Here is a 20,783-nt window from a genome sequence, read left to right on the forward strand (position 1 = left end):
TTATACGGTTTCAGGTTGGTTGATCTTTACAAAGAAAACGTCCTCGAGATTGGGTTCGACGGACGTGAAACCTGCTCCGGGACTGCTGTCGCTCAGCACGTGTATTTGCGGACGACCTGCTACCATCTTATCGCTAATCACATCCATCGAGGCTTTTAGCGAATCGAGCTCCTCTCGATCCACCATCTTCATCCACACCTTACCGCGCAATTCATCGATCACCGTAAATGGCGATCCTTTGTACATGATCTTACCCAAGTTCATAATGGCCATGTCTGAGCAGAGCTCTCTAACGTCTTCAACGATATGGGTAGAGAGAATTACGGTTACTTCTTCGCCTACATCGGCCAGAAGGTTGTGAAAGCGGTTTCGCTCACCCGGATCCAAACCTGCCGTTGGTTCGTCTACAATGATAAGTTTCGGATTTCCAATCAGCGCTTGAGCTATACCCACACGCTGCTTCATTCCACCCGAAAAGCCCTTGACACTCTTATTGCGTTTGTCGTATAGATTGACCTTTTGCAGAAGATACTTTACCAATTCTTTACGCTCTTTGCTATTGGTAATTCCTTTCAGAATAGCCACATGGTCTAGCAGTTGCTCAGCAGTTACTCTGGGGTAAACACCAAACTCTTGCGGCAAGTATCCGAGTAGTTTTCTAACCTCAATGGGTTGATTCAGCATATCGATATCGTCCAGCATGGCGGTACCTGAATCTGCCTCTTGCAGGGTGGCAAGGGTTCGCATCAAACTCGATTTCCCTGCACCATTCGGACCTAATAGTCCAAACATTCCATTCTTGATTTCCAGTGAAACATTGTCCAATGCTTTCACTCCATTCGGGTAAGTCTTACTTAGGTTTTCTATGCGAATCGTGGCCATATCTTTGGTTTTAGAATGTGCAAAATAGGCATGGAACCGCAGAGACCTTTGTTTTTATGATAAATTGTTCTTCACAAATGAAGATTGGAAGTTTGAAAGGATAAGCGGTGGATGGATATGCCTCCTTTAAGAATATTTCGAAGAACAATTCTGTCTGTATCAGAATTTCGAGATTTCCACTTGGTGTATGTTATTTCTTAAAGTTGGCACTGTGGAAAGCCCTTATTCCAACCAAGTAAAGGAAGCCGCTATTGTGAATTTCCAGGACGAGGGTTCCGATAGTCGGATTCCTCTGTAGAATTTGAGAAGGTATCTCAATTCGGATAATTTGGCCTTGAGCCTGCTTCTTGGAGTCGATGTTAATGTATTCAATTATGTCAAGCAATCGATACGCTCTCGGCCTGGAGATTCCAAAGGTCCGACATAATTCTAGGATACTGTATTTTCCCGTACGCCATTCACAAATATACCTGACTGTCGGTAGATAGGTTCACTCTTTTGTTCCATTGTTGTACTTACTTTCCAAGGCATCCTAATCTGATTTTAACCTTAAATTACCCCCTAAAAAGTGTAAACCATGTCCATTTAACTTTGTAAACTATATCCCTTTAACGGACCAATCGTACATGTTAATTATTCCCTTTCTTTATATACAAAGGCTAAGCTTCATCTAGTATTTAATTCCTATTGTTGGCGTCGCTAATTGATACACACTATGAAAAAAATTCTAATCCTACTTACTTCCATTTGTATTGTCGGCTATTCAAAAGCCCAAACTACTTCCATTCCGGATTCCAACTTTGAACAAAAGTTGATTGATTTGGGATACGATGTAGGTATACCTGATGGAACAGTACCTACTTCCAACATTTCTGATGTAACCTCTTTAATAGTATTCAACGAGCAAATCAGTGATCTTACCGGTATCGAAGATTTTGCGGCCCTCATGTATCTCGACTGTGGTGCCAACAATCTAACGTCTTTAAACCTCACTCAAAATGGCTCATTGACTCAATTGGTCTGCAACGCCAATTCATTGACGGGCATTGACCTTTCAGGAAATCCATTACTGGAGAGAATCAATATTTCTTACAATGATTTAACTTCTTTGGATATCGCCCCATGTCAAAACTTGCAATTAATCAGGGCAGGCTATAATGATCTATCGGGCATTTCGCTTTCTCAAAATGTGAACTTAAATCACGTCGATCTCCAAGGGAATAATCTCGGATTAATAGATGTGAGTTCTAATAGCAACATAGATACCTTAAACGTAGCTCAATGTGACTTATCTTCTCTTGATGTCACGAATAATACTGAATTGAGAAGCCTCGATTTTTGGGGCAATTCCGTTACTTCCATAGACCTGTCTCAAAACACGAACATCGTCATTCTTTCGTGTTACCAGAATCAGCTCACTTCTTTAGATATCTCTGCTCTTACCGAACTCGAAGGCCTCTTTTGCTGGTTCAATCAGCTGACGAGTATCAACTCTTCTTCCAACCCTAATCTGAAGGCACTTTCTTGCTACAACAACAACATTACGAGCTTAGATCTAATCAATAACCTTCAATTGGAAGCGCTGGCTTGTGAGTTCAATAACTTGACTGCGCTCGATGTTTCCAACAATTTATTGCTCAATCAAATCAGGTGTCACGACAACCAAATAGGTGAGTTGAACTTGAGCAACAATTCACAATTGTTCAATATTAAGTGTCAAAACAATAATCTCACTTGCTTAAACGCAAGTACGGGCTCTAGCAGTACCATACAGACAGGCGGATTTAATGCAAATAATAATCCGGGGTTATCGTGCATAGAAGTGGATGACGTGGATTGGAGCACTTTCAACTGGATTAACGTGGATCCTGGCGTATCCTTTTCGCTGGATTGTAACAACGCTTGTTCAGGTGCTCCCTTATCTCTCGATTCAGAGAGTCACGTTAATGTTTTCAGCATTTATCCGAACCCTGCTTCGAGCAATGTGATAATAGAACTTCGTGCCACGGACATAGTAGAAGTCAGACTACTGGATCTTTCCGGTCGCTTGGTTATGACTGTCCGCCCTGAGCGATCGGTGGTGAAATTTAACGTGGATGCTGTGGTGAGCGGAACCTACCTGGTTCAAGTACTAACTGAGAATAGTGTCCAAACTCAAAAATTACTTATTGAGTGATGTCTGCCCTACCTCATGAATTGATGCCTTCTTTTCACATTTTGGTTGCTGTAGGAAGGGTTGATTGAGCGCAACGCCAACTGTAGGGTGCGGATCCCGGAGGGAATGTACTATACCCGTTGTTGCCGCATCGTGTTTTTTCATTTTAATTCAAAATAGTTGCGCTTCTCTAGTCAGTTCAGACTTTCGAACCCCTAAGAAGTCTACAAACCAATTTTCAAGTATTTTATCAAGCTCATTCTTATTAATTGTCTGAGAGTTTCTTCTGGATTTCACGTAGTTCTCTCTTGTCATTTTTTCGGATAACTCCCTAACAGTTTTGACATTAAGTTCGTTACCGAGTTTATTTGAAATCCAAATGCCACCTATTGCGAGCCCAAGTCCAATAAGTCCATATGGCCAATCAATGAAAAGCACGATAAATGAAGCTAATAACAAAATCGCTAAAAACCCTGTAACAAAATGAGGTGGTCGCAATATTGACAGCTTAAATCCCAAATTCATTTCAAGGGTTTTTACCTGATTTTTTCTAGTCTTCCTCGGAAATATTTCCGCAAGTTCTGTAGTCGGGGTGATTTCCTTTTTTTCAGTTTCTGTCGATTTTGTTAATGCTTCCCTTAGTTTATAAAAAGCTTGTTGAGTGGTGCAATCTTCAGAATGGTCGAGACTGATTTTGTCTTTTATCGCGTCACAGAATTCTCCATAAGTTCTAACATGGGCTAATTCATTAGTCTCAAATCTAATGTCGAACGAATCTTCGATTTTAAGAAGCATGTGTTCTAAGTCTTCTGAGTCTATTTTCAATTCCATGTCTGTCGTTTTTTGCATGTGCGCTAACGCTCAGAGTAAGATGTCGTAGCTGACGATAGGAAGCTATGCATTCTTATATAATGTTAGCGTGCATCTTTTTTTATTTTTATATCTCTATCATACACTCCAATTAAAAGTCTTAGAATTTCGTATTCGAATTTATCAAGATCACAGTTTCTAAAGGTCATTAAGCTGTCATTGTTCGAAAAGTCAATCTCACAGACATCATGCTCTAGTGATAATGTCAGACTATCGAATTCATGATAAAACTTCCCCCTGATCTTACTCGAATCATTATTAAACGTTAAATAATAATGATCAACTAATCTACCACTTTTTGTAGTCGCATAATCCCAATACTCTGCTTTAATGTCGCCGTTGTTATAATAATTTTCTACACGATCCAGGGATAGGGTATGGCCGCCGTAAAGATATTCCCATTGTCCTATTCTCATATCATCCTTAAAGTAGCCACGAATTTCGGCGATTGGGGAATAATGTGCATTATACCGACATCCTGCGTCACTTCCCAAGTCAGCGTATGAGCTAGAAGTTAATCTGTTTTTTTTATAAATCCATAATCCCTGTTTCAACCCAACCGAATCAATACAATTAACGGCTACCCCGTCATAAGTGTCGCAAGACTGCCCGAGACATGCTAGACTAAAAGCAAGTAAAAGTATTGTCAAAATTCTAGTCATATTCTTATGCTCGCTAACAATAGTATAAGCGCAATTACCTTCGGTGAGAACGCTCCGCTTAGTTGCGCTTATTCAGCTTATGGCCTTACCTGAAGTTTAGTTGTACTGGAAGGTCTCAGCTCTATTGTAAATTCTACCTACAAGTATAACGAATGTGAGGCTCAACGCGACATGGCAGGTGCCATTGCCTGTCATAGCCGTAGAATCGGATTATACGTATAAATATACGTGTAAATGGATTCTACACTTTTGTCCGTTTTGTTTGGTTAACAGGTTTTACAACAGTGCCATACCGTCGGCAGTTCCGACAGGTGAGCGTTGTTTTTGTGTCCATACAAGCTACTGCTTCTTCTTTTTAACCCATCGCCGCAGGTGGATTGTTCTATTGCCTAAATTTGGAAAATGAATCTGATCCAAGAATTTCGAAAGAACGAGTCGCTGCAGGATATAGCCGATAAGCATCTGCAATTCATGGTCGATCATGGAGAGGTAAGAAGCTACAAGAAAGGCGACTTTATTTTCAAGGCAGGAGATTCTGCAGACGAACTTCTTTACATCTTAAGTGGCCGTTTCCGATTGATCCTTACTCAGAATGGCGAACAGCGAGAAGTTGCAATGATGACGCAATACGATATTTCAGGCGTGTTGCCATACAGTCGAATGACCCATGCGCAAGGTGCTGCAGAATGCCGTGAAGATGCTGAGATTTTTGCCATGGATAGAAAACACTTTCGCGAAATGATTGTGAACCATGAACCGCTCGCCGAAGCCTTGGTTCATCATATGGCTTCGCGTATTCGGAGTTTTACCAAGTTGCGTATGCAAGATGAAAAGCTGATTTCTTTGGGAAAGCTCTCGGCAGGGCTTGCCCATGAACTGAATAACCCTGCCAGTGCCATGGTGCGTAGCTCAGAGGAATTGTCCAAGCATCTCAAGCTATTGCCCGATGGATTTAAGCAGGTGATGAAGTCAAACCTCGATCCTGACAAGGTTGATAAAGTGAATGATTGGCTTTTTTCTATTCTAGATCATGAACGCCCATCATTGACCCTGATGGAAAGAAATGATCGAGAAGATGAAGTTTCAGATCTTTTGGAAGAGTATGGCATAGACGATCCTTTTGAGCTTTCAGAAGAATGCGTGGATTATGGCCTGAGCGGCGATGATATTGAAAGCCTTCATGAACTCACCGGGGAAGGTGATTTTCACACAGTCATTCATTGGGTCGTCAATAACTTGAGCACCGAACGAATGGTGGAAGAGATTCATACGTCTGCTGAGCGCATATCGACCTTGATTGGAAGTATCAAAGAGTACAGTCACATGGATCGGAGCCAAGACAGGCAGGATGTTGACATCAACTCTGGCTTAAAGAGCACTATTACGATGTTGCGTCACAAGGCGAAGAATGCGCAAATAGAAATAGAAGAAGCCTATTGCGACGGTATTCCTCACCTTTCGGGAATGCCGGGAGAATTGAATCAAGTTTGGACCAATATCATCGACAATGCGCTCGATGCCATGGAGGGAGGTGGTACCCTGCGTATTCAAACCGATTGGGTTGAACCCAATGTTTGTATTAAAATTTCCGATACCGGTTCGGGGATCCCTGAAGAAATTCAAAGCCAAATCTTTGATCCATTCTTTACCACAAAATCTGTCGGTAAAGGAACAGGGTTGGGCTTGGACATTGTCAATAAAATTGTGGCTCGGCATAGTGGCCGAATTGATTTAAAATCAAAACCCGGGCACACCGAATTTACCATAACCTTACCTGCAGTAGAAGCGATATAGATGGCAAAGCAACCCTTGATTATAGTAGTGGATGACGACCCTCAGGTCTTGAGGGCTGTTTCGAGAGATTTGAAAAAGCAATACCGCAAAGAGTACCGCATCATTAGCACGGACAGTGCCAATGAAGCACTCGACTCTTTACTCGATTTAAAAAAGAAAGGAGATGAAGTGGCTCTTTTTCTCAGCGATCAACGCATGCCCGAAATGCCCGGAGTCGACTATTTGGAAAAAGCCGCCGAGATTTTCCCCGGAGCTAGGCGAGTTTTATTAACTGCCTACAGCGATACCGACGCGGCCATAAAGGCGATTAACGAAGTTCAGCTCGACTACTACCTGATGAAACCATGGGACCCTCCCGAAGAAAAACTCTATCCGGTCATTACGGATCAGTTGGAAGAATGGAAGGCAAACAACAGTGCGACCGTCGGTGGTCTTCGTTTGTTGGGCTATCAATATTCTCCCAAGTCGCATAGCGTTAAGGATTTCCTTTCGGGAAATTTATTTCCCTACAAATGGTTGGATGTCGAAAACGACCCCGCTGCCGCGGAAACGATGATGCTTCACGGCATCGATCACAAGACCTTGCCCGCGGTGATTTTTGAAGATGGCGAGGTCATTCTTGGAGATGACCTTAGTCCAATTGCCAAGAAGCTTGGGCTGCAGCCTACTGCTCAGTCTGAGATGTACGACGTGGCCATTATCGGAGCGGGGCCTGCGGGACTCGCGGCAGGTGTCTACGGAGGTAGCGAAGGGTTGAATACCGCATTGATTGAAAAACGAGCTCCGGGCGGACAGGCGGGTACAAGTTCTCGAATTGAGAATTACCTCGGATTTCCAAATGGCTTAAGTGGAGCAGATTTGAGTCGCAGAGCTATTTCGCAAGCTACCCGATTCGGAATTGACTTTTTAGTTCCACAGGCGGTAGATTCTATAGAATTCAATTCGGGCTACAAATGCTTAACTATGGCCGATGGAACTCATTTACACACCCATGCGGTGATCATAACCACGGGGGTATCTTATAGAATGCTCGAGTCTACAGGACTTCAGGATTTTACGGGTGCGGGTGTTTATTACGGTGCCGCGACTACTGAGGCTACCTCCTGCAAGAACAAAGACGTTTTCGTGGTCGGTGGTGGAAACTCAGCTGGACAAGGAGCCGTTTATTTGAGCAATTATGCCAAGCATGTTCACATCTTACTTCGGCGGGATAATCTGCATGATACCATGTCCAGCTATTTAATCGATCAGATTGACTCAATCGACAATATCACGGTAGAGCCTTTCCGAGAAGTGGTAAAGGCCACGGGTGATGACCGCCTGCAAAAATAGGAAATAAAGGACAATCAAAAAGACAATTCCTATGAAGTAGATGCCGGAGCACTCTTTATCTTCATTGGCGCCAAGCCTTACACGGAGTGGCTTCCTTCCTCAATACTAAAAGATCCAAAAGGTTTTGTCTTAACCGGTCGTGATCTTTTGAATCATCCCGACTTCAAGAAGGGTTGGCCGTTAAAACGTGATCCATTTTCCTTGGAGACATCAGTACCAGGAGTCTTTGCAGCAGGTGATGCACGCTCTGGTGCGATGAATCGAGTCGCTTCAGCAGTAGGAGAAGGGGCTATGGCGGTATCTTTTACGCATAAATATCTAGCGGAAGTTTAGTTAGCTGACATCTGACACTGTTCTGTGATATCTGAAACCTGTCTTCTTGCCGACACTTGGGAACTATCAGGGGGTGATCCCATTCGACATACTTGTATTCTTGTTGATCAGAAGCGATGGGGAACTTGTCTTCCATGCTTCTTTTGAACGGCTCAAACCTGATTTTCAATTCTATCAACATGAGAAAATATCCCTTTTTATTACTCCTAGTGCTGGCTGGATGCATTGGTACTGATGAAGTTGATGACCCCATTGTCGGCGAATCGATTGTATTGGATCAAGAACAGATTTCTCTTTTGATTGGAAATTCTGCTCAAGCCAATGCCACTTTTTACAATCGATATGGAATTGAAGAAGATATACAGCTTATTTGGAGTTCATCGAATGAGTCTGTGGCAACAGTTGATATGGCCGGATTGGTAACAGGAGAAGGAAGTGGGCAAGCAAATCTGACTTGTTCCGTCGGAAGCACTACTAGTCTTCCGCTGCTGGTAACTGTGGTTGAAGATGAACAAGATGTTGCTCAGGTATCCGTTTCGTCTCCGGTCGGGAATCAAATCAGCATAGGGCAGGAAGTCACTCTTTCGGTGCAAGTGCTCAACGTTCTCGGTGATCCGATTGAAGGACTGGAAATTGAGTACACCGCTCTGGACCAGGAAATCCTTTCAGTCAATCAAAACGGAGTTGCCACAGGAGTTGCCAACGGATTTGGCCGTATCATCGCTACAGTCGAAGGTGTGCAAAGCAATACTCTCGGAATCCAAGTCGGTCAAACTAGCAGAACAGGAACTTTTAGCGGAGCCAATGGATACGACGCTGAAGGATCTACTGAATTGTTTTTGGCTGATAATGGAGATTTGATGCTCAGACTTGAAGACAACTTTGATACCGACTTTGCTTTAGGAACATTTATCTATTTGAGTAATTCTACCTCGGGTAGCGTCACTCGAAATGAAGGACTGGAAATACAAGAGGTCAGTTCAGGAGGAGCCTACCTTTTCAATGTTTCGTCAATTGATCCTACTGTGACTATCGATGATTTCAATTACGTCATTGTCCTGTGTAAACCTGCAACCATCACCTTCGGCTATGCCCAACTCAATTAAAATGAAAAAGCTATTCTTACTTCTATTTCTGGGTTGTACTTCTGCATCTGTCGTGGCGGGCGGTGGCTGGACGTACGTCAAAGGAAAAGGCTTTGTGAAAGTAAGCCAGAATGCCATCTACAGCGATCAACTCTTCAATCCTGATGGAGAAATTATCGACATTACTACCATCGGCTACTATGCCACTTCTATATACGGAGAATACGGTCTGACTGACAAACTGACGGCTATAGCTTATGTGCCTTTCTTCACTCGCAATACACTCAACAAAACACGTTTTAATCAGTCGGGAATGGAAATCCCCGGCGATGAATTGAATTCTATCGGAGATATTGATTTGTCGCTACAATATGGGTTTTACAAATCAGACACTTGGGTGGCTTCGGTGCGCGTTCTCTTTGGACTGCCCACAGGTGAAGTATCAGGTGGTGAGACTGGCATTCTTCAAAGTGGAGATGGCGAATTCAATCAGATGATCCGCTTTGATTTGAGTCGTCCTATCTCAAAGAATGCATGGATTTCAGTCTATGCGGGATTGAACAACCGTACCAATGATTTCTCTGACGAGTACCGTTTGGGTGCCGAAATCGGTTCTAAATTTTGGACCAGTTTTCTAGCTATCGCTAAAGTGGATGTGGTGCAGTCTTTTTTCAATGGCGATGCGGATCCATCTCAAGGAGGAACGATTTTCTCAAACAATACTGAATTTGTCAGTCCATCGCTGGAGCTTGCCTACGAAATGAAAAATGAGATAGGATTTTCGCTTTCCGCTGCAGGTGCTTTTGCCGGAAAGAATATTCTCGCTTCGCCTAACTATGGGGTAGGGATTTACAAGAAGTTTTAGAAGAGACTCGATTAGGTTTATGATGTGATCGGCAGCTTAGACGCTCTCCAAGCGTTTGGCGACATTCCTTCATACTTCTTAAACGTTCGAGAGAAATAATTTAAGCTTTGAAAACCACTTTCGAAGCAGGCCTGCGTTACTGTACGACGATTTTGGAGCATATGCCTCTTGGCCAATCTCAGCCTTTCACGATTTACAAATTGCACTGGCGTCTCACCCATTTCACGTTGAAATTTTCGAAAGAATTGCGCTCGGGAGAGACATGCCTTATCGGCCAATTGTTCGATCGTTAGTTTGGAGGAGATATTCTGACGGATAAATTGAATTACCCCTGCAAGCCGATTTCGAGTCGAGAGCTCTTTCAGGTTTTCCAAAAGGAAATGACGCGCATTGGTCTGCATAAGAGCAGCTATAAGTTCCCTAGTGGTATTCGAAGCCATCATTTGCTTTCCGAAATTATCCTGCACCATTACTCGTATCAGTCGGTTCAATCCATCTTGAACTTGAAGATTGTTCATCAATAGAAAGTTGTCGTCAGTCCAATTCCATGTCCCCTTATCTACCTTCGGGAAATACTCATTGAGCCAAGCCATGGTGCTGTGCACAAACCCATGACTGATTTCCAGGGCCATACACTGGGTGGGATCATCTTGTTTTGCCTCAGGGAAATCGATATACATCAATTCCGAGGCGGGCATGACGATTGTCTCTCCGGGTGTAAATTCAAAAGGATCTTTTTCCTTCAGGTGCATTACTTTCTTTCCTTGGATCATGCTCACCACTACTGGGTTGTCGAATTTTAAATCGAAGCTATGTGTGATTTTTCTTGTCTCAAACACATTGAGAACAGCATGGTCTGCATTGTGCGATGTGCGATGCTCCACCTCAGTAGTCGGGCTACTGAAAATCTTGTGTTTCTCTTTTAAGTTAAATCGGTCAAGCATTTCTCACGAAAATAATACGGTGTTAAATATACACATATGAGCCACCATTTGAAATTTTTTGGGAGTATGAGACTATTGTGCTAGTCGTTGCGACTAACGTCAAAAGGGCAAGGAGTGTTATCCCTGACATTGCAGTCGAACTAATAAATTAATGTAATGTCAACACAAACAGCAGAAGCACCGAGCAGCACCGTACTGGCTCGGCCTGAATTTAAAGAGAAGTACGGCAATTACATCGGAGGAAGATTTGTAGAGCCCGCAGGAGGAGAATACTTCGATGCAATTTCTCCCATCGACGGAAAACCCTTTACGAAAGTAGCACGGGGAAAAGCAGCTGACATTGAAATGGCCATCGACGCCGCCCACAAAGCATTCAAGACTTGGGGTAAGTCCAGCGCCACTTTTCGCAGCAATGTATTATTGAAAGTAGCCGACAGAATTGAAGAAAACCTGGAGTATTTAGCTCGGGTAGAAACTGTAGACAACGGAAAGGCCGTTCGTGAAACCATCAATGCCGACCTCGCCTTAGTGGTCGATCACTTCCGTTATTTTGCGGGTGTCATCCGTGCTGACGAAGGTTCGGTTTCGGAACACGATGAATTAACGGTTTCCATGAACATCAATGAACCTCTCGGGGTAGTTGGACAAATCATTCCATGGAATTTCCCATTGCTTATGGCCACTTGGAAAATAGCACCTGCACTGGCTGCCGGTTGCTGCACTATCGTTAAGCCGGCAGAGCAAACGCCCGCTTCGATAATGGTGCTCATGGAACTCATCGGCGATCTTATTCCCGAGGGAGTGCTCAACGTAGTGAACGGTTTTGGACCTGAAGCTGGAAAGCCTTTGGCCCAATCTCCGCGCATTCAGAAAGTAGCCTTCACGGGTGAAACAACTACGGGTCGACTTATCATGCAGTATGCTTCAGAGAACCTCAATCCCGTGACCATGGAGCTTGGAGGGAAGTCACCAAACGTATTCTTTCCGTCTATCATGGAAGCCGACGACGCCTTTTTCGACAAGTGCATCGAAGGTGCGGTACTTTTTGCCCTCAATCAGGGAGAGGTATGTACCTGTCCGAGCCGAATGCTCGTTCATGAAAGCATTTACGACAAGTTCATGGATCGAGTGATCCAGCGCACCGAAGCCATCAAGATGGGCAATCCGCTGGATACGACAACCATGATGGGAGCACAGGCCTCAAAAGACCAGTTCGACAAAGTGATGAACTACATGGACATTGGTAAGCAGGAAGGTGCGGAGATTCTTACCGGAGGAACTTCAGCCAATCTGAACAGCGGTCTGGAAACAGGATATTACATCAAGCCTACGATTATGAGAGGCCATAACAAGATGCGGGTATTCCAAGAGGAGATTTTTGGGCCCGTAACTTCCGTGACGACTTTTAAAGACACCGAAGAAGCCATCGAAATCGCCAACGACACGCTTTACGGTCTAGGAGCCGGTGTTTGGAGTCGCGATGCACACGAATTGTATCAAGTACCACGCGCCATTCAGGCTGGTAGAGTATGGGTAAATTGCTACCACAACTATCCCGCGCATGCGCCGTTTGGTGGTTACAAGCAATCGGGCTTTGGTAGAGAAAATCACTTGATGATGCTCAACCACTACCGTCAAAACAAGAACATGCTTATTTCTTACGACAAGAACAAGCTGGGTTTCTTTTAGACCACGTCTAAAGGTGACCATATAGTTGACAAAACTTCCCGATCCGTCATGCGCGAATCGGGAAGTTTGTATTTTACTCTCTGACAAAAAAAGTGAATCCATGCCATACCAAAGAATAGACATTACCAACGATGCCAAAGCCTTGATCGATCAAATCAAAGCCGATCACGGTGAGCTTATGTTTCACCAAAGCGGCGGTTGTTGCGATGGTTCGACGCCCATGTGTTTTGCCAAAGGAGAATTCAAAACGGGTCCTTCCGACGTTCGCCTGGGCGAAGTATACGGATGTGAGTTTTTTATGAGTGCTTCCCAATTCGAGTATTGGAAACACACCCATCTCACCTTAGATTGTACAGAGGGTCGAGGCTCAAGCTTCAGCTTGGATATTCCTTACGGGAAAAGGTTTCTGATCAAGAGCCGTCTTTTTAATGAAGAAGAACAAAAAGACTTAGAGCCGACACTAAAAGGTGATGGGACCATGTGATTTGTTCTGATTTTTTCAATAGTTTGGGAGGGTGATCAGAAGGGTTATCCTCTTTGTCTTTTTAGGCCTTTTGGCCAATGATGTATTCGGTCAGAAACCTGACTCAAGCTCTGTAACCTTCGTCCCGCTTCCCGTTATTTTCTTCACTCCCGAAACCCGCTGGGGATTTGGTGCCTTTGCTTTTACGTCCTGGAGATTTAAGGATGAATCAGCCGAATCTCGACCTTCACAATTTCAGTTGGGCGGTGCTTACACGCTGGAAGATCAAATATTGGCCTATCTACCTTTTCAGCTCTGGTGGAAGGATGAAGAATACTCGGTTTTCGGGGAACTGGGTTGGTACCGCTACAATTACTTCTTTTTTGGAATAGGCAACGATCAACCACAAGACTTTGATGAAATTTATGGAGTAGAGTACCCGCGTATTCGTCTGAGCGCTATGAAGGAAGTCTACAAGGACTTCTACGTTGGGGGACGCTTTATTTTGGATGATTTTACCATTACCGATTTAGATCCCGAAGGCCAATTGGCAAATCAAACCATCTCTGGAAACACGGGAGGCTTGAATACAGGTTTGGGCGTGTTGTTCAATTTTGACAACCGCGACAATTATTTTGAGTCCTACAAAGGCTGGTACGCTGAGTTCACCGTCGATCGACACGGCGGTTATATCGGCAGCGATTTTGATTACACTCGACTTCGATTGGATCTTAGGAAGTTTTTCGAGCTCAGTCCAAAGGATCATCTCGCTACGCGCTTTTTCTCGGAATCGATTCATGGCGATGCGCCATTTATTTCACAAGCGTTATTAGGTGGTACTCGGTTGATGCGCGGCTTTTACGAAGGCCGCTACCGCGATGATAACTCGGCTGTGGTTCAAGCTGAATACCGACGGAAGCTATTTTGGCGCATCGGTGCGGTTGCCTTTGCCGCCACGGGTGCAGTAGCTCCCGAATATGGTGAGCTCGCGCTAAATAATTTGAAATACACGTACGGAGCAGGCTTGCGCTTTTCTATCGACCCTGAAGACCGAATCAACATAAGGCTTGACATGGGATTGGGGGAGGAACCGAATTTTTATCTCACCATCGGAGAGTCATTCTAGTCTACTGCTCGTTCAACTCCCAGCTATAATCCAAGAAATCAACATCTGCGCTTGGTTTCGCTCTCACTTTACTATAACGATTCACGTACTCCACTCGATTAGCGGCAATGTCTTTGAAGTCGCCCCAATACCAATCCATCAGTTTCGAGAGCTCCAGCTGATCGGTAGTAATCTTGTTTTTCTTGGGGTTATTAAAGAAGTATACCGCTTCTTCTTCAAGCTGAGCATCTAACTTTTCGGGAGTGAAAGCTTCATTTCGCAATCGAGGGCAACTTATGGCTGCGCAGACTAGAGCAAAGTGAATTCGGGGTTCGGAAAACTCCTTCCGGATAATGCCATGTTCCAAGTTATTCAGGTCGTAAGTCTCGCCTTCAATCTGAATGAACTTAATGTCCCAAGGGGTATTAATAAACGGTATTCCACCTGCGATGTCTTTGATCGATTCTACTGGATAATTTCGAATGATCAACCTCACGGTAAAGGCGTTATAGGCGTTGATCCAATACGCCAAGCGTTCGTCTTCACTCCAATTTTCCTTGTTGGGGTGATTTTTACTCAATAAGTCCAAGTATTTATTCAGCTCTAAGCTATCGCCAATCATGCCTTTGTAATTGACCATCCCAGTTTCGTCTACATGTTTTTTGAGAAGCATGTCCCAGGTGTCATGGCTTACGGGTTGAGAATCTGATTTTACATCACCAATGCCTGAGCAAGCGGTAACCAACAGTATGGCGAAAAGAAAAGAAAACAAGCGAGTCATAAATCTGAAGTGTTAAGTTGAACGTATTATAGTTACGTTCGCAAAGTCATAATAGATTTTAAAGTGGCAAATACCGTTCCCGAAATATCGATAATAATTCCAACGCTCAACGAAGAGGAGCATATCGGAAGGCTCATCCGTCATTTGACCGACAATGAGCGTAGCGTTGAGATCATCGTTGCCGATGGCAATAGCACAGATCGAACTGTAGAGATTGCAACGAAATTGGGAGCACAAACAGTTGCCGTCCATGAACCATCGAGACCTAAACAACTCAATGCCGGCGCTGATTTGGCGAAAGCTGAACTGCTTTACTTCGTTCACGCAGATACGCTGCCACCGAGGGATTTTGCCGCGCAAATTCTTGATGCTGCGAAGGATGAAAATACATTTGGCTCGTTCCGTTTTAAGTTCAATTCTGATAGGCCGAATTTAAAATTCAACTCCTGGTGTACGCGACTTCCGGTTATGATGGTCCGTGGAGGCGATCAGAGTCTTTTCATTTCGCAAAAGCTTTTTACTAAACTTGGTGGGTATCGAGAAGATCACATTGTCATGGAAGATTATGACATCATTCGCCGTGGTAAGAGAATTGCGAGATTTCAGCTTATACAAGACGATGTCATTGTTTCGGCCAGGAAATATGAAGAGAATCCTTATTGGTGGGTAAACATTTCCAATTTCATCGTTTTCTCTCTGTACTATTTCGGTGTAAAGCCCGATAGCTTGAAACGGCTTTACCTGCGACTAATCAATCACCCAAAGGCATAAAAAAAGGCAAACTGCTTGTGCGGTTTGCCTTTTCAATTTAAAGTATTGTGAATTTTACATTATCGGGTAGTATACGTGAGTGACCCACTTTGTAGAGTCAGGTTCCAAACCAGGGTCAGAAGCATATACTTCCCAAGGTGGACCTGCCATTTGAAGGTTGTTTTCTTCCATATAAGCAGCTATCGCATTGTGTGGTTTATCACCTTCTTCGTAAGGACCTGTATAGACACATTTCACCGCTTTTCCACCGTGAGACATTCCTTTCTTTATTTCTCCTTCTCCCTCTTTGTCCGACTCACAAGCCATCGCTACGGCAATTACTGCTTTATCATTTTCTTCATCCCATTCATTGTAAACTGCCAGAGGCATTTCTAACATATTCTGAGAATCGGCTCCTAAGTAAGCGCCAATCTTGCCATACCGCTCTCCGTAAAAGTCACTGGACATTTCCGAAATCTTGATTTCGTCTTCGATGTAATAAATGGGCATGGCTTCCACTTCTACTTCTGAAATAGGCATATCAGGTGCAGCAGAAGCCTTTTCTTCAGCGACAAGTTTGAGTTGATCAACGCCTTCTTGAAAATCTTCTCCCATCATTTCTTCAGCATCCATCCAGAAAAGATATCCCGGAAATTCTCCGTTTACCGCCCATGTCGCTTTCACTCCATCAGGTGTTTCTTCAAAGTCCCATTCTACAATGGATTCAGATTCCCAAGGTGAGGTGAAGGTTAGCGTGGCCTTAATGTATTCATTCGGAACACTTTCGGTTATCTCAAGGATTCCCGTTCCGACGCTATCGTTTCCAGTCCACTTATAAATGGCGCCAACTCCTGCCTCAGGGCCTTCGTAGGTTTTGTCCATATTGGGATCCATTTTTTCCCATGGACTCCATGCATCGCGCATTTTGTGGTTGTTCACTTGATCGAAGACCAATTTTGCGGGAGCATCAATTGTAGCGGATCGCTCAACGCGATACTCCGTAGGGCTGCAAGAAGCCATAAGGGCGACTCCTATGCCAGCAATGATTATTCTACTTTTCATGGTAAATTAAGTTTAGTTTGTACTCAAAAGTAGAAAAATACTTCAACCTTACTACCTGAAAAGAAGTGCATTAACCTTTTTGTCTACTTTGTAAAACGGCCTCTATATCTTTTAAAGCAAAGCCCTTCGCCTCTAGTAGAATCAAAAAGTGATACATCAAATCAGCCGCTTCATTTTTGAAGAGATCATCGTTGTTGTCTTTCGCCTCAATCACCAGCTCCACTGCTTCCTCGCCTACTTTTTGCGCAATTTTATTCATGCCTTTTTCGAATAGCGATGTAGTATAGCTTCCCTCCAAAGGATTGTCCTTTCGGTCTTTGATTGTCGCTTCTAACTCATACATAAACCCCTTTGCCCCCTTGTCGCCAAAACAGGTCTCTGTCCCTTGGTGGCACACTGGACCAGAAGGAATGGCTTTAATCAAGAGCGTATCTCGATCACAGTCGAGCTTAGCCGAAACAAATTTCAAGTGGTTACCCGATGTTTCACCTTTTGTCCAGAGTCTGTTCTTGCTGCGGCTGTAGAAGGTAACAAGCCCCTCGGCTTTAGTTCGCTCAAATGCTTCATCGTTAATATAGCCGAGCATCAGCACTTCCTTGGTTCGGTCATCTTGGATTACGGTGGGAATCAAGTCGTCGCCTTTCTCAAAATCGGGATTCATCGTATCGATATGTTTTGGGTTCTTAATGTCTTCTTTAATTCGGGAATAGGTATTTCGCCAAAGTGGAAAATACTCGCAGCTAATGCGGCATCGGCAATCTGAAATATTTCGGTAAAGTCTTCGATCTTGCCCGCACCGCCCGAAGCGATGATGGGAATATTGGTCGCATGGCTAATGGCTTTGGTCAAGTCGACGTCAAATCCGCTCTTGGTTCCGTCCTTTCGCATCGAGGTAAGGAGGATTTCACCCGCTCCGCGTTCTTCGGCTTCTTTGGCCCATTCTACGGCATCTCTCTCCGTGGGAGTGCGACCGCCGTGGGTAAAAACCACCCATCGGCCGTCCAGCCAATTCGCATCGAGCCCCAACACCAGGCATTGATTTCCAAATCGCTCGGAAATCTCGTTGAGCAATTCAGGCCGCTTCACCGCCGATGAGTTCACGCTCACTTTATCGGCGCCTGCTTTCAATAGAGCGGCGACGTCTTCCACACTCGAAATTCCACCACCGACGGTAAACGGAATGTTGATGCGCTCACCGATTCGCTCCACCAATTCAACAAGCGTTTTGCGCTTATCCACCGTCGCAGTAATGTCCAGAAAGACCAGTTCGTCTGCTCCTTCTTTAGAATAGGCTTCCGCCAATTCTACGGGATCTCCCGCGTCGCGTAGATTGACGAAGTTGACGCCCTTTACGGTACGACCATCCTTGATGTCGAGACAGGGTATGATTCGTTTCTTCAGCATAAGTTCGAGAGGTCTTTCAGGTCAATGCGCCCTTCGTAAATGGCTTTGCCAATGATGGCTCCGTACATTCCCATTTCCCGCAGTTTTTCCAAATCTTCCATGTCTCTGACACCACCACTGGCAATCAGGTTGAGATTTTCGATTTCACCTAATAGCTTTTTGTACAACTCGAACGATGGCCCCTCCAGCATTCCGTCTTTGGCCACGTCGGTGCTGATCACGGTTTTAAATCCCTTCTCCAAATATTCTCTCACAAAGTCGAAGATGTACTCATCGCCCGTTTCCGTCCAGCCTGAGATGGCGATTTTTTCTCCTTTTACATCCGCGCCAAGTATCAGCTTTTGATTTCCATAAATGCTGAGCCACTCTGTCACGAGCTCTCGGTTTTTGACGGCTACGCTTCCCACGGTTACTTTTTTCGCACCAGATTCAAAGGCGATTCGAATGGATTCATCCGACTTGATGCCACCGCCAAAATCTATTTCCAGCGGAGTCTTTGAAGCAATCTTTTCGAGCGTCTTGTGGTTGACCACCGCTCCCGTTCGGGCTCCGTCCAGATCCACCAAATGGAGGTAGCTCAGGCCTGCATCGGCAAAGCGCATCGCCATGTCGAGCGGATCGCTAGAATATTCTTTCTTCGTGCTGTAATCGCCTTTGGTTAAGCGCACACACTTCCCATCAATCAAATCGATAGCGGGTATTATTTTCATGGATTGATTTTTAAAAAATTCGATAGAATACGAGCACCTGCCTCTCCCGATTTCTCAGGATGAAATTGCACTCCATAGAAGTTGTCTCGTTGAAGCGCCGCCGTAAAAGAATGGCCGTAGCCGCTTTTCGCGGAAGTGTCGGAACCAAGCTCCACAAAATAGGAGTGGACGAAGTAAACGTCCGCTCGTTCGGACAAGCCTTCGAATAATGGTCCTCTCATTTCTACCAGTTCATTCCAACCCATATGGGGCACGCGCTTGTCGGCTTCAAAGCGTTTTACCCTTTCGGGAAAAATGCCAAGGCAATCGGTATCTCCTTCTTCGCTGTGGCTGCACATGAGTTGCATGCCCAGACAGATACCGAGAAAGGGTTGGTGCAGTTCAAGCAAGATTTTGTCAAGACCTCGTTCTCTTAAATTCTGCATGGCAGGTTTGGCATTTCCTACACCAGGGAATATCACGCGGTCAGCTTTCTTCAATAACTCGGGGTCTGAGCTTACTTCAGCTTCCGCTCCCAATCGGTGTAGGGCGTTCAGCACCGAGCGAACATTTCCCGCATTGTAATCAACGATGGCGATCATAAGCTTCCTTTGGTACTGGGGATTCGGTAATCGCCGTTATCGGCAATGGCCATGCGAATGGCGCGCGACCAAGCTTTGAATATCGACTCGATCTTGTGGTGTTCGTTTTCTCCCTCGGCCTTGATGTTGAGGTTGCACATGGAGGAGTCTGCCCAACTTTTAAAAAAGTGTGAGAACATCTCAGTGGGCATTTCACCGATTTTTTCGCGCTTGAATTCGGCATCCCAAATGAGCCAAGGTCTTCCGCCAAAATCGAGAGCAACCTGAGCCAAACAGTCGTCCATCGGCAAAGTGAAGCCATATCGCGAGATTCCCTTTTTGGTTCCCAACGCTTTTCGGAAAGCTTCACCCAACGCTAGTCCGGTGTCTTCGATGGTGTGGTGTTCATCGACGATGAGGTCGCCCTGTACCGCTATTTCTAAATCGATTCCGCCGTGCTTGGCCAATTGCTCCAGCATATGGTCGAAAAACGCCAGACCGGTAGAAATTTTTGATTGTCCCGAACCATCGAGGTTCAAAGCAATCTTGATGTCGGTTTCCGTCGTCGCTCGTTTTACTTCTGCTCTGCGGAATCTTCCTTTCAAAAACTTGTAAATGACCTCCCAGCTTTTGGTCGTCAAAGCCGCTTTATCGTCTTCTTCGTCGGTGATGTAAATGGCCTGCGCTCCCAAGTTTTCGGCGAGTTGGATGTCGCTTTTGCGGTCGCCGAGGACGTAGGAATTGGCCATGTCGTAATCGCCTTTCAAGTAGTGAGTGAGCATGGCCGTGCCAGGCTTCCGAGTGGGAGCATTGTCTTCGGCACGAGTTGGGTCTATGAGAATCTCGTCAAAGTGAATACCCTCGTCTTCCAAGATTTGGATCATCTTCATGTGAGGCGGCCAAAAGTTTTCTTCCGGGTGAGTCTCGGTTCCCAGTCCGTCTTGGTTGGTCACCATTACCAGCAGGAAATCGGTTTCACGCGCAATTCTGGCCAGATTGGTAATAGCTCCTGGGAGGAAACGAAGTTTTTCAATGCTATCAATCTGCTCGTCGGCGGGCTCTTCGATGATGGTGCCGTCGCGGTCTATAAAGAGGATTTTTTTCATTTGTCTTTTTCATGCAGCCTTAATAGGCTTAGTTTCTTTATGTTCTTTTCCCAAAGAAGAAAAGAACCAAAATTCATTTGTTTTCCTTAGGTGCGTCTTCGGTCGCTTCTAAAAAATGCAAGCGACCTTTTGACTCGCTCAGTCAAATTATTCGCTCCCTGTCGGTCGTCTGCATAATTTGCCTTGAGCTGCACTGGGGAAAACGTTGAGAATTCATCGGGCATCGAGCCG

20 protein-coding genes are annotated in these 20,783 nt (G+C 44.8%); 9 read left to right on the forward strand and 11 right to left on the reverse strand.

Features of this window, described 5'->3' with window-relative positions; translation table 11 throughout:
• Positions 1–882 (reverse strand): ABC transporter ATP-binding protein, encoded by an 882-nt coding sequence (locus O3Q51_08850; protein ID MCZ4408914.1) that lies wholly within the window; start codon positions 880–882, stop codon positions 1–3.
• A 715-nt stretch (positions 883–1,597) separates the two neighbouring features.
• On the opposite strand from O3Q51_08850, the gene O3Q51_08855 reads away from it, so the two are divergent.
• On the forward strand, positions 1,598–3,058 hold the full coding sequence (locus O3Q51_08855) for a T9SS type A sorting domain-containing protein (GenBank protein MCZ4408915.1): 1,461 nt from the start codon (positions 1,598–1,600) through the stop codon (positions 3,056–3,058).
• 150 nt (positions 3,059–3,208) lie between these two features.
• Here O3Q51_08855 and O3Q51_08860 read toward each other — a convergent pair whose 3' ends face one another.
• Together O3Q51_08860 and O3Q51_08865 are read right to left on the reverse strand one after the other, a co-directional pair.
• Entirely contained in the window at positions 3,209–3,868 is a 660-nt protein-coding gene (locus O3Q51_08860; protein MCZ4408916.1) for a hypothetical protein, read from the reverse strand.
• A gap of 83 nt (positions 3,869–3,951) precedes the next feature.
• Entirely contained in the window at positions 3,952–4,569 is a 618-nt protein-coding gene (locus O3Q51_08865; GenBank protein MCZ4408917.1) for a hypothetical protein, read from the reverse strand.
• A gap of 402 nt (positions 4,570–4,971) precedes the next feature.
• Between O3Q51_08865 and O3Q51_08870 the strand changes: the two genes are divergently transcribed.
• The 4 genes from O3Q51_08870 to O3Q51_08885 all read left to right on the forward strand — a co-directional run bounded on the left by O3Q51_08870 (position 4,972) and on the right by O3Q51_08885 (position 9,978).
• Positions 4,972–6,363 (forward strand): ATP-binding protein, encoded by a 1,392-nt coding sequence (locus tag O3Q51_08870; GenBank protein ID MCZ4408918.1) that lies wholly within the window; start codon positions 4,972–4,974, stop codon positions 6,361–6,363.
• A complete protein-coding gene (locus O3Q51_08875) occupies positions 6,364–7,695 on the forward strand; it encodes an FAD-dependent oxidoreductase (GenBank protein ID MCZ4408919.1) in 1,332 nt (443 codons plus the stop codon).
• Positions 7,696–8,207: 512 nt separating this feature from the next.
• Complete coding sequence (locus O3Q51_08880; GenBank protein ID MCZ4408920.1) at positions 8,208–9,134, forward strand: Ig-like domain-containing protein; 927 nt, start codon at positions 8,208–8,210, stop codon at positions 9,132–9,134.
• A 1-nt stretch (position 9,135) separates the two neighbouring features.
• Positions 9,136–9,978, forward strand: a complete 843-nt coding sequence (locus tag O3Q51_08885) for a hypothetical protein (protein MCZ4408921.1) — start codon at positions 9,136–9,138, stop codon at positions 9,976–9,978.
• 17 nt (positions 9,979–9,995) lie between these two features.
• On the opposite strand, the gene O3Q51_08890 is transcribed toward O3Q51_08885, so the two are convergent.
• Entirely contained in the window at positions 9,996–10,922 is a 927-nt protein-coding gene (locus O3Q51_08890; protein MCZ4408922.1) for an AraC family transcriptional regulator, read from the reverse strand.
• Between the two features lie 156 nt (positions 10,923–11,078).
• Between O3Q51_08890 and O3Q51_08895 the strand changes: the two genes are divergently transcribed.
• The 3 genes from O3Q51_08895 (at position 11,079) to O3Q51_08905 (ending at position 14,200) form a co-directional block, all read left to right on the forward strand.
• Complete coding sequence (locus tag O3Q51_08895; protein ID MCZ4408923.1) at positions 11,079–12,611, forward strand: aldehyde dehydrogenase; 1,533 nt, start codon at positions 11,079–11,081, stop codon at positions 12,609–12,611.
• Between the two features lie 100 nt (positions 12,612–12,711).
• On the forward strand, positions 12,712–13,095 hold the full coding sequence (locus tag O3Q51_08900) for a DUF779 domain-containing protein (protein MCZ4408924.1): 384 nt from the start codon (positions 12,712–12,714) through the stop codon (positions 13,093–13,095).
• A gap of 31 nt (positions 13,096–13,126) precedes the next feature.
• Positions 13,127–14,200, forward strand: coding sequence for a BamA/TamA family outer membrane protein (locus O3Q51_08905; protein ID MCZ4408925.1), 1,074 nt, complete (start codon positions 13,127–13,129; stop codon positions 14,198–14,200).
• 1 nt (position 14,201) lies between these two features.
• On the opposite strand, the gene O3Q51_08910 is transcribed toward O3Q51_08905, so the two are convergent.
• The gene (locus O3Q51_08910; GenBank protein ID MCZ4408926.1) at positions 14,202–14,960 is read right to left on the reverse strand and encodes a DUF547 domain-containing protein; all 759 of its coding nucleotides are present in this window, start codon (positions 14,958–14,960) and stop codon (positions 14,202–14,204) included.
• 63 nt (positions 14,961–15,023) lie between these two features.
• On the opposite strand from O3Q51_08910, the gene O3Q51_08915 reads away from it, so the two are divergent.
• The gene (locus tag O3Q51_08915) at positions 15,024–15,731 is read left to right on the forward strand and encodes a TIGR04283 family arsenosugar biosynthesis glycosyltransferase (GenBank protein ID MCZ4408927.1); all 708 of its coding nucleotides are present in this window, start codon (positions 15,024–15,026) and stop codon (positions 15,729–15,731) included.
• 54 nt (positions 15,732–15,785) lie between these two features.
• Here the strand turns inward: O3Q51_08915 and O3Q51_08920 are convergent, their stop codons facing one another.
• The 6 genes from O3Q51_08920 to hisB form a co-directional block, all read right to left on the reverse strand.
• The gene (locus O3Q51_08920; GenBank protein ID MCZ4408928.1) at positions 15,786–16,772 is read right to left on the reverse strand and encodes an SRPBCC family protein; all 987 of its coding nucleotides are present in this window, start codon (positions 16,770–16,772) and stop codon (positions 15,786–15,788) included.
• A 70-nt stretch (positions 16,773–16,842) separates the two neighbouring features.
• On the reverse strand, positions 16,843–17,433 hold the full coding sequence (gene hisIE / locus O3Q51_08925; protein MCZ4408929.1) for a bifunctional phosphoribosyl-AMP cyclohydrolase/phosphoribosyl-ATP diphosphatase HisIE: 591 nt from the start codon (positions 17,431–17,433) through the stop codon (positions 16,843–16,845).
• Complete coding sequence (hisF, locus tag O3Q51_08930) at positions 17,430–18,176, reverse strand: imidazole glycerol phosphate synthase subunit HisF (GenBank protein MCZ4408930.1); 747 nt, start codon at positions 18,174–18,176, stop codon at positions 17,430–17,432. The genes hisIE and hisF overlap by 4 nt, the downstream gene beginning before the upstream one ends.
• On the reverse strand, positions 18,170–18,886 hold the full coding sequence (gene hisA, locus O3Q51_08935; GenBank protein ID MCZ4408931.1) for a 1-(5-phosphoribosyl)-5-[(5-phosphoribosylamino)methylideneamino]imidazole-4-carboxamide isomerase: 717 nt from the start codon (positions 18,884–18,886) through the stop codon (positions 18,170–18,172). Before hisA ends, hisF begins: the two co-directional genes overlap by 7 nt.
• Positions 18,883–19,467 carry an imidazole glycerol phosphate synthase subunit HisH gene (hisH, locus tag O3Q51_08940; GenBank protein MCZ4408932.1) on the reverse strand — a complete coding sequence of 195 codons (585 nt, stop codon included), beginning with the start codon at positions 19,465–19,467 and terminating at the stop codon, positions 18,883–18,885. The genes hisA and hisH overlap by 4 nt, the downstream gene beginning before the upstream one ends.
• A complete protein-coding gene (hisB, locus tag O3Q51_08945) occupies positions 19,464–20,552 on the reverse strand; it encodes a bifunctional histidinol-phosphatase/imidazoleglycerol-phosphate dehydratase HisB (protein ID MCZ4408933.1) in 1,089 nt (362 codons plus the stop codon). Before hisB ends, hisH begins: the two co-directional genes overlap by 4 nt.
• Between the last annotated feature and the right edge of the window lie 231 nt (positions 20,553–20,783).

Source organism: Cryomorphaceae bacterium 1068 (assembly GCA_027214385.1).
In the GTDB taxonomy this organism is placed as follows: domain Bacteria; phylum Bacteroidota; class Bacteroidia; order Flavobacteriales_D; family Cryomorphaceae; genus JAKVAV01.

Bases quoted from the DNA above. Each gene is read 5' to 3' on its own strand.
- O3Q51_08900 (MCZ4408924.1), top strand. From the start codon at position 12,712: ATGCCATACCAAAGAATAGACATTACCAACGATGCCAAAGCCTTGATC.
- O3Q51_08860 (MCZ4408916.1), bottom strand. From the start codon at position 3,868: ATGGAATTGAAAATAGACTCAGAAGACTTAGAACACATGCTTCTTAAA.
- O3Q51_08910 (MCZ4408926.1), bottom strand. From the start codon at position 14,960: ATGACTCGCTTGTTTTCTTTTCTTTTCGCCATACTGTTGGTTACCGCT.
- O3Q51_08855 (MCZ4408915.1), top strand. From the start codon at position 1,598: ATGAAAAAAATTCTAATCCTACTTACTTCCATTTGTATTGTCGGCTAT.
- hisB (MCZ4408933.1), bottom strand. From the start codon at position 20,552: ATGAAAAAAATCCTCTTTATAGACCGCGACGGCACCATCATCGAAGAG.
- hisF (MCZ4408930.1), bottom strand. From the start codon at position 18,176: ATGCTGAAGAAACGAATCATACCCTGTCTCGACATCAAGGATGGTCGT.
- O3Q51_08850 (MCZ4408914.1), bottom strand. From the start codon at position 882: ATGGCCACGATTCGCATAGAAAACCTAAGTAAGACTTACCCGAATGGA.
- O3Q51_08890 (MCZ4408922.1), bottom strand. From the start codon at position 10,922: ATGCTTGACCGATTTAACTTAAAAGAGAAACACAAGATTTTCAGTAGC.
- hisIE (MCZ4408929.1), bottom strand. From the start codon at position 17,433: ATGAATCCCGATTTTGAGAAAGGCGACGACTTGATTCCCACCGTAATC.
- O3Q51_08885 (MCZ4408921.1), top strand. From the start codon at position 9,136: ATGAAAAAGCTATTCTTACTTCTATTTCTGGGTTGTACTTCTGCATCT.
- hisH (MCZ4408932.1), bottom strand. From the start codon at position 19,467: ATGATCGCCATCGTTGATTACAATGCGGGAAATGTTCGCTCGGTGCTG.
- O3Q51_08895 (MCZ4408923.1), top strand. From the start codon at position 11,079: ATGTCAACACAAACAGCAGAAGCACCGAGCAGCACCGTACTGGCTCGG.
- hisA (MCZ4408931.1), bottom strand. From the start codon at position 18,886: ATGAAAATAATACCCGCTATCGATTTGATTGATGGGAAGTGTGTGCGC.
- O3Q51_08875 (MCZ4408919.1), top strand. From the start codon at position 6,364: ATGGCAAAGCAACCCTTGATTATAGTAGTGGATGACGACCCTCAGGTC.
- O3Q51_08880 (MCZ4408920.1), top strand. From the start codon at position 8,208: ATGAGAAAATATCCCTTTTTATTACTCCTAGTGCTGGCTGGATGCATT.
- O3Q51_08865 (MCZ4408917.1), bottom strand. From the start codon at position 4,569: ATGACTAGAATTTTGACAATACTTTTACTTGCTTTTAGTCTAGCATGT.
- O3Q51_08920 (MCZ4408928.1), bottom strand. From the start codon at position 16,772: ATGAAAAGTAGAATAATCATTGCTGGCATAGGAGTCGCCCTTATGGCT.
- O3Q51_08870 (MCZ4408918.1), top strand. From the start codon at position 4,972: ATGAATCTGATCCAAGAATTTCGAAAGAACGAGTCGCTGCAGGATATA.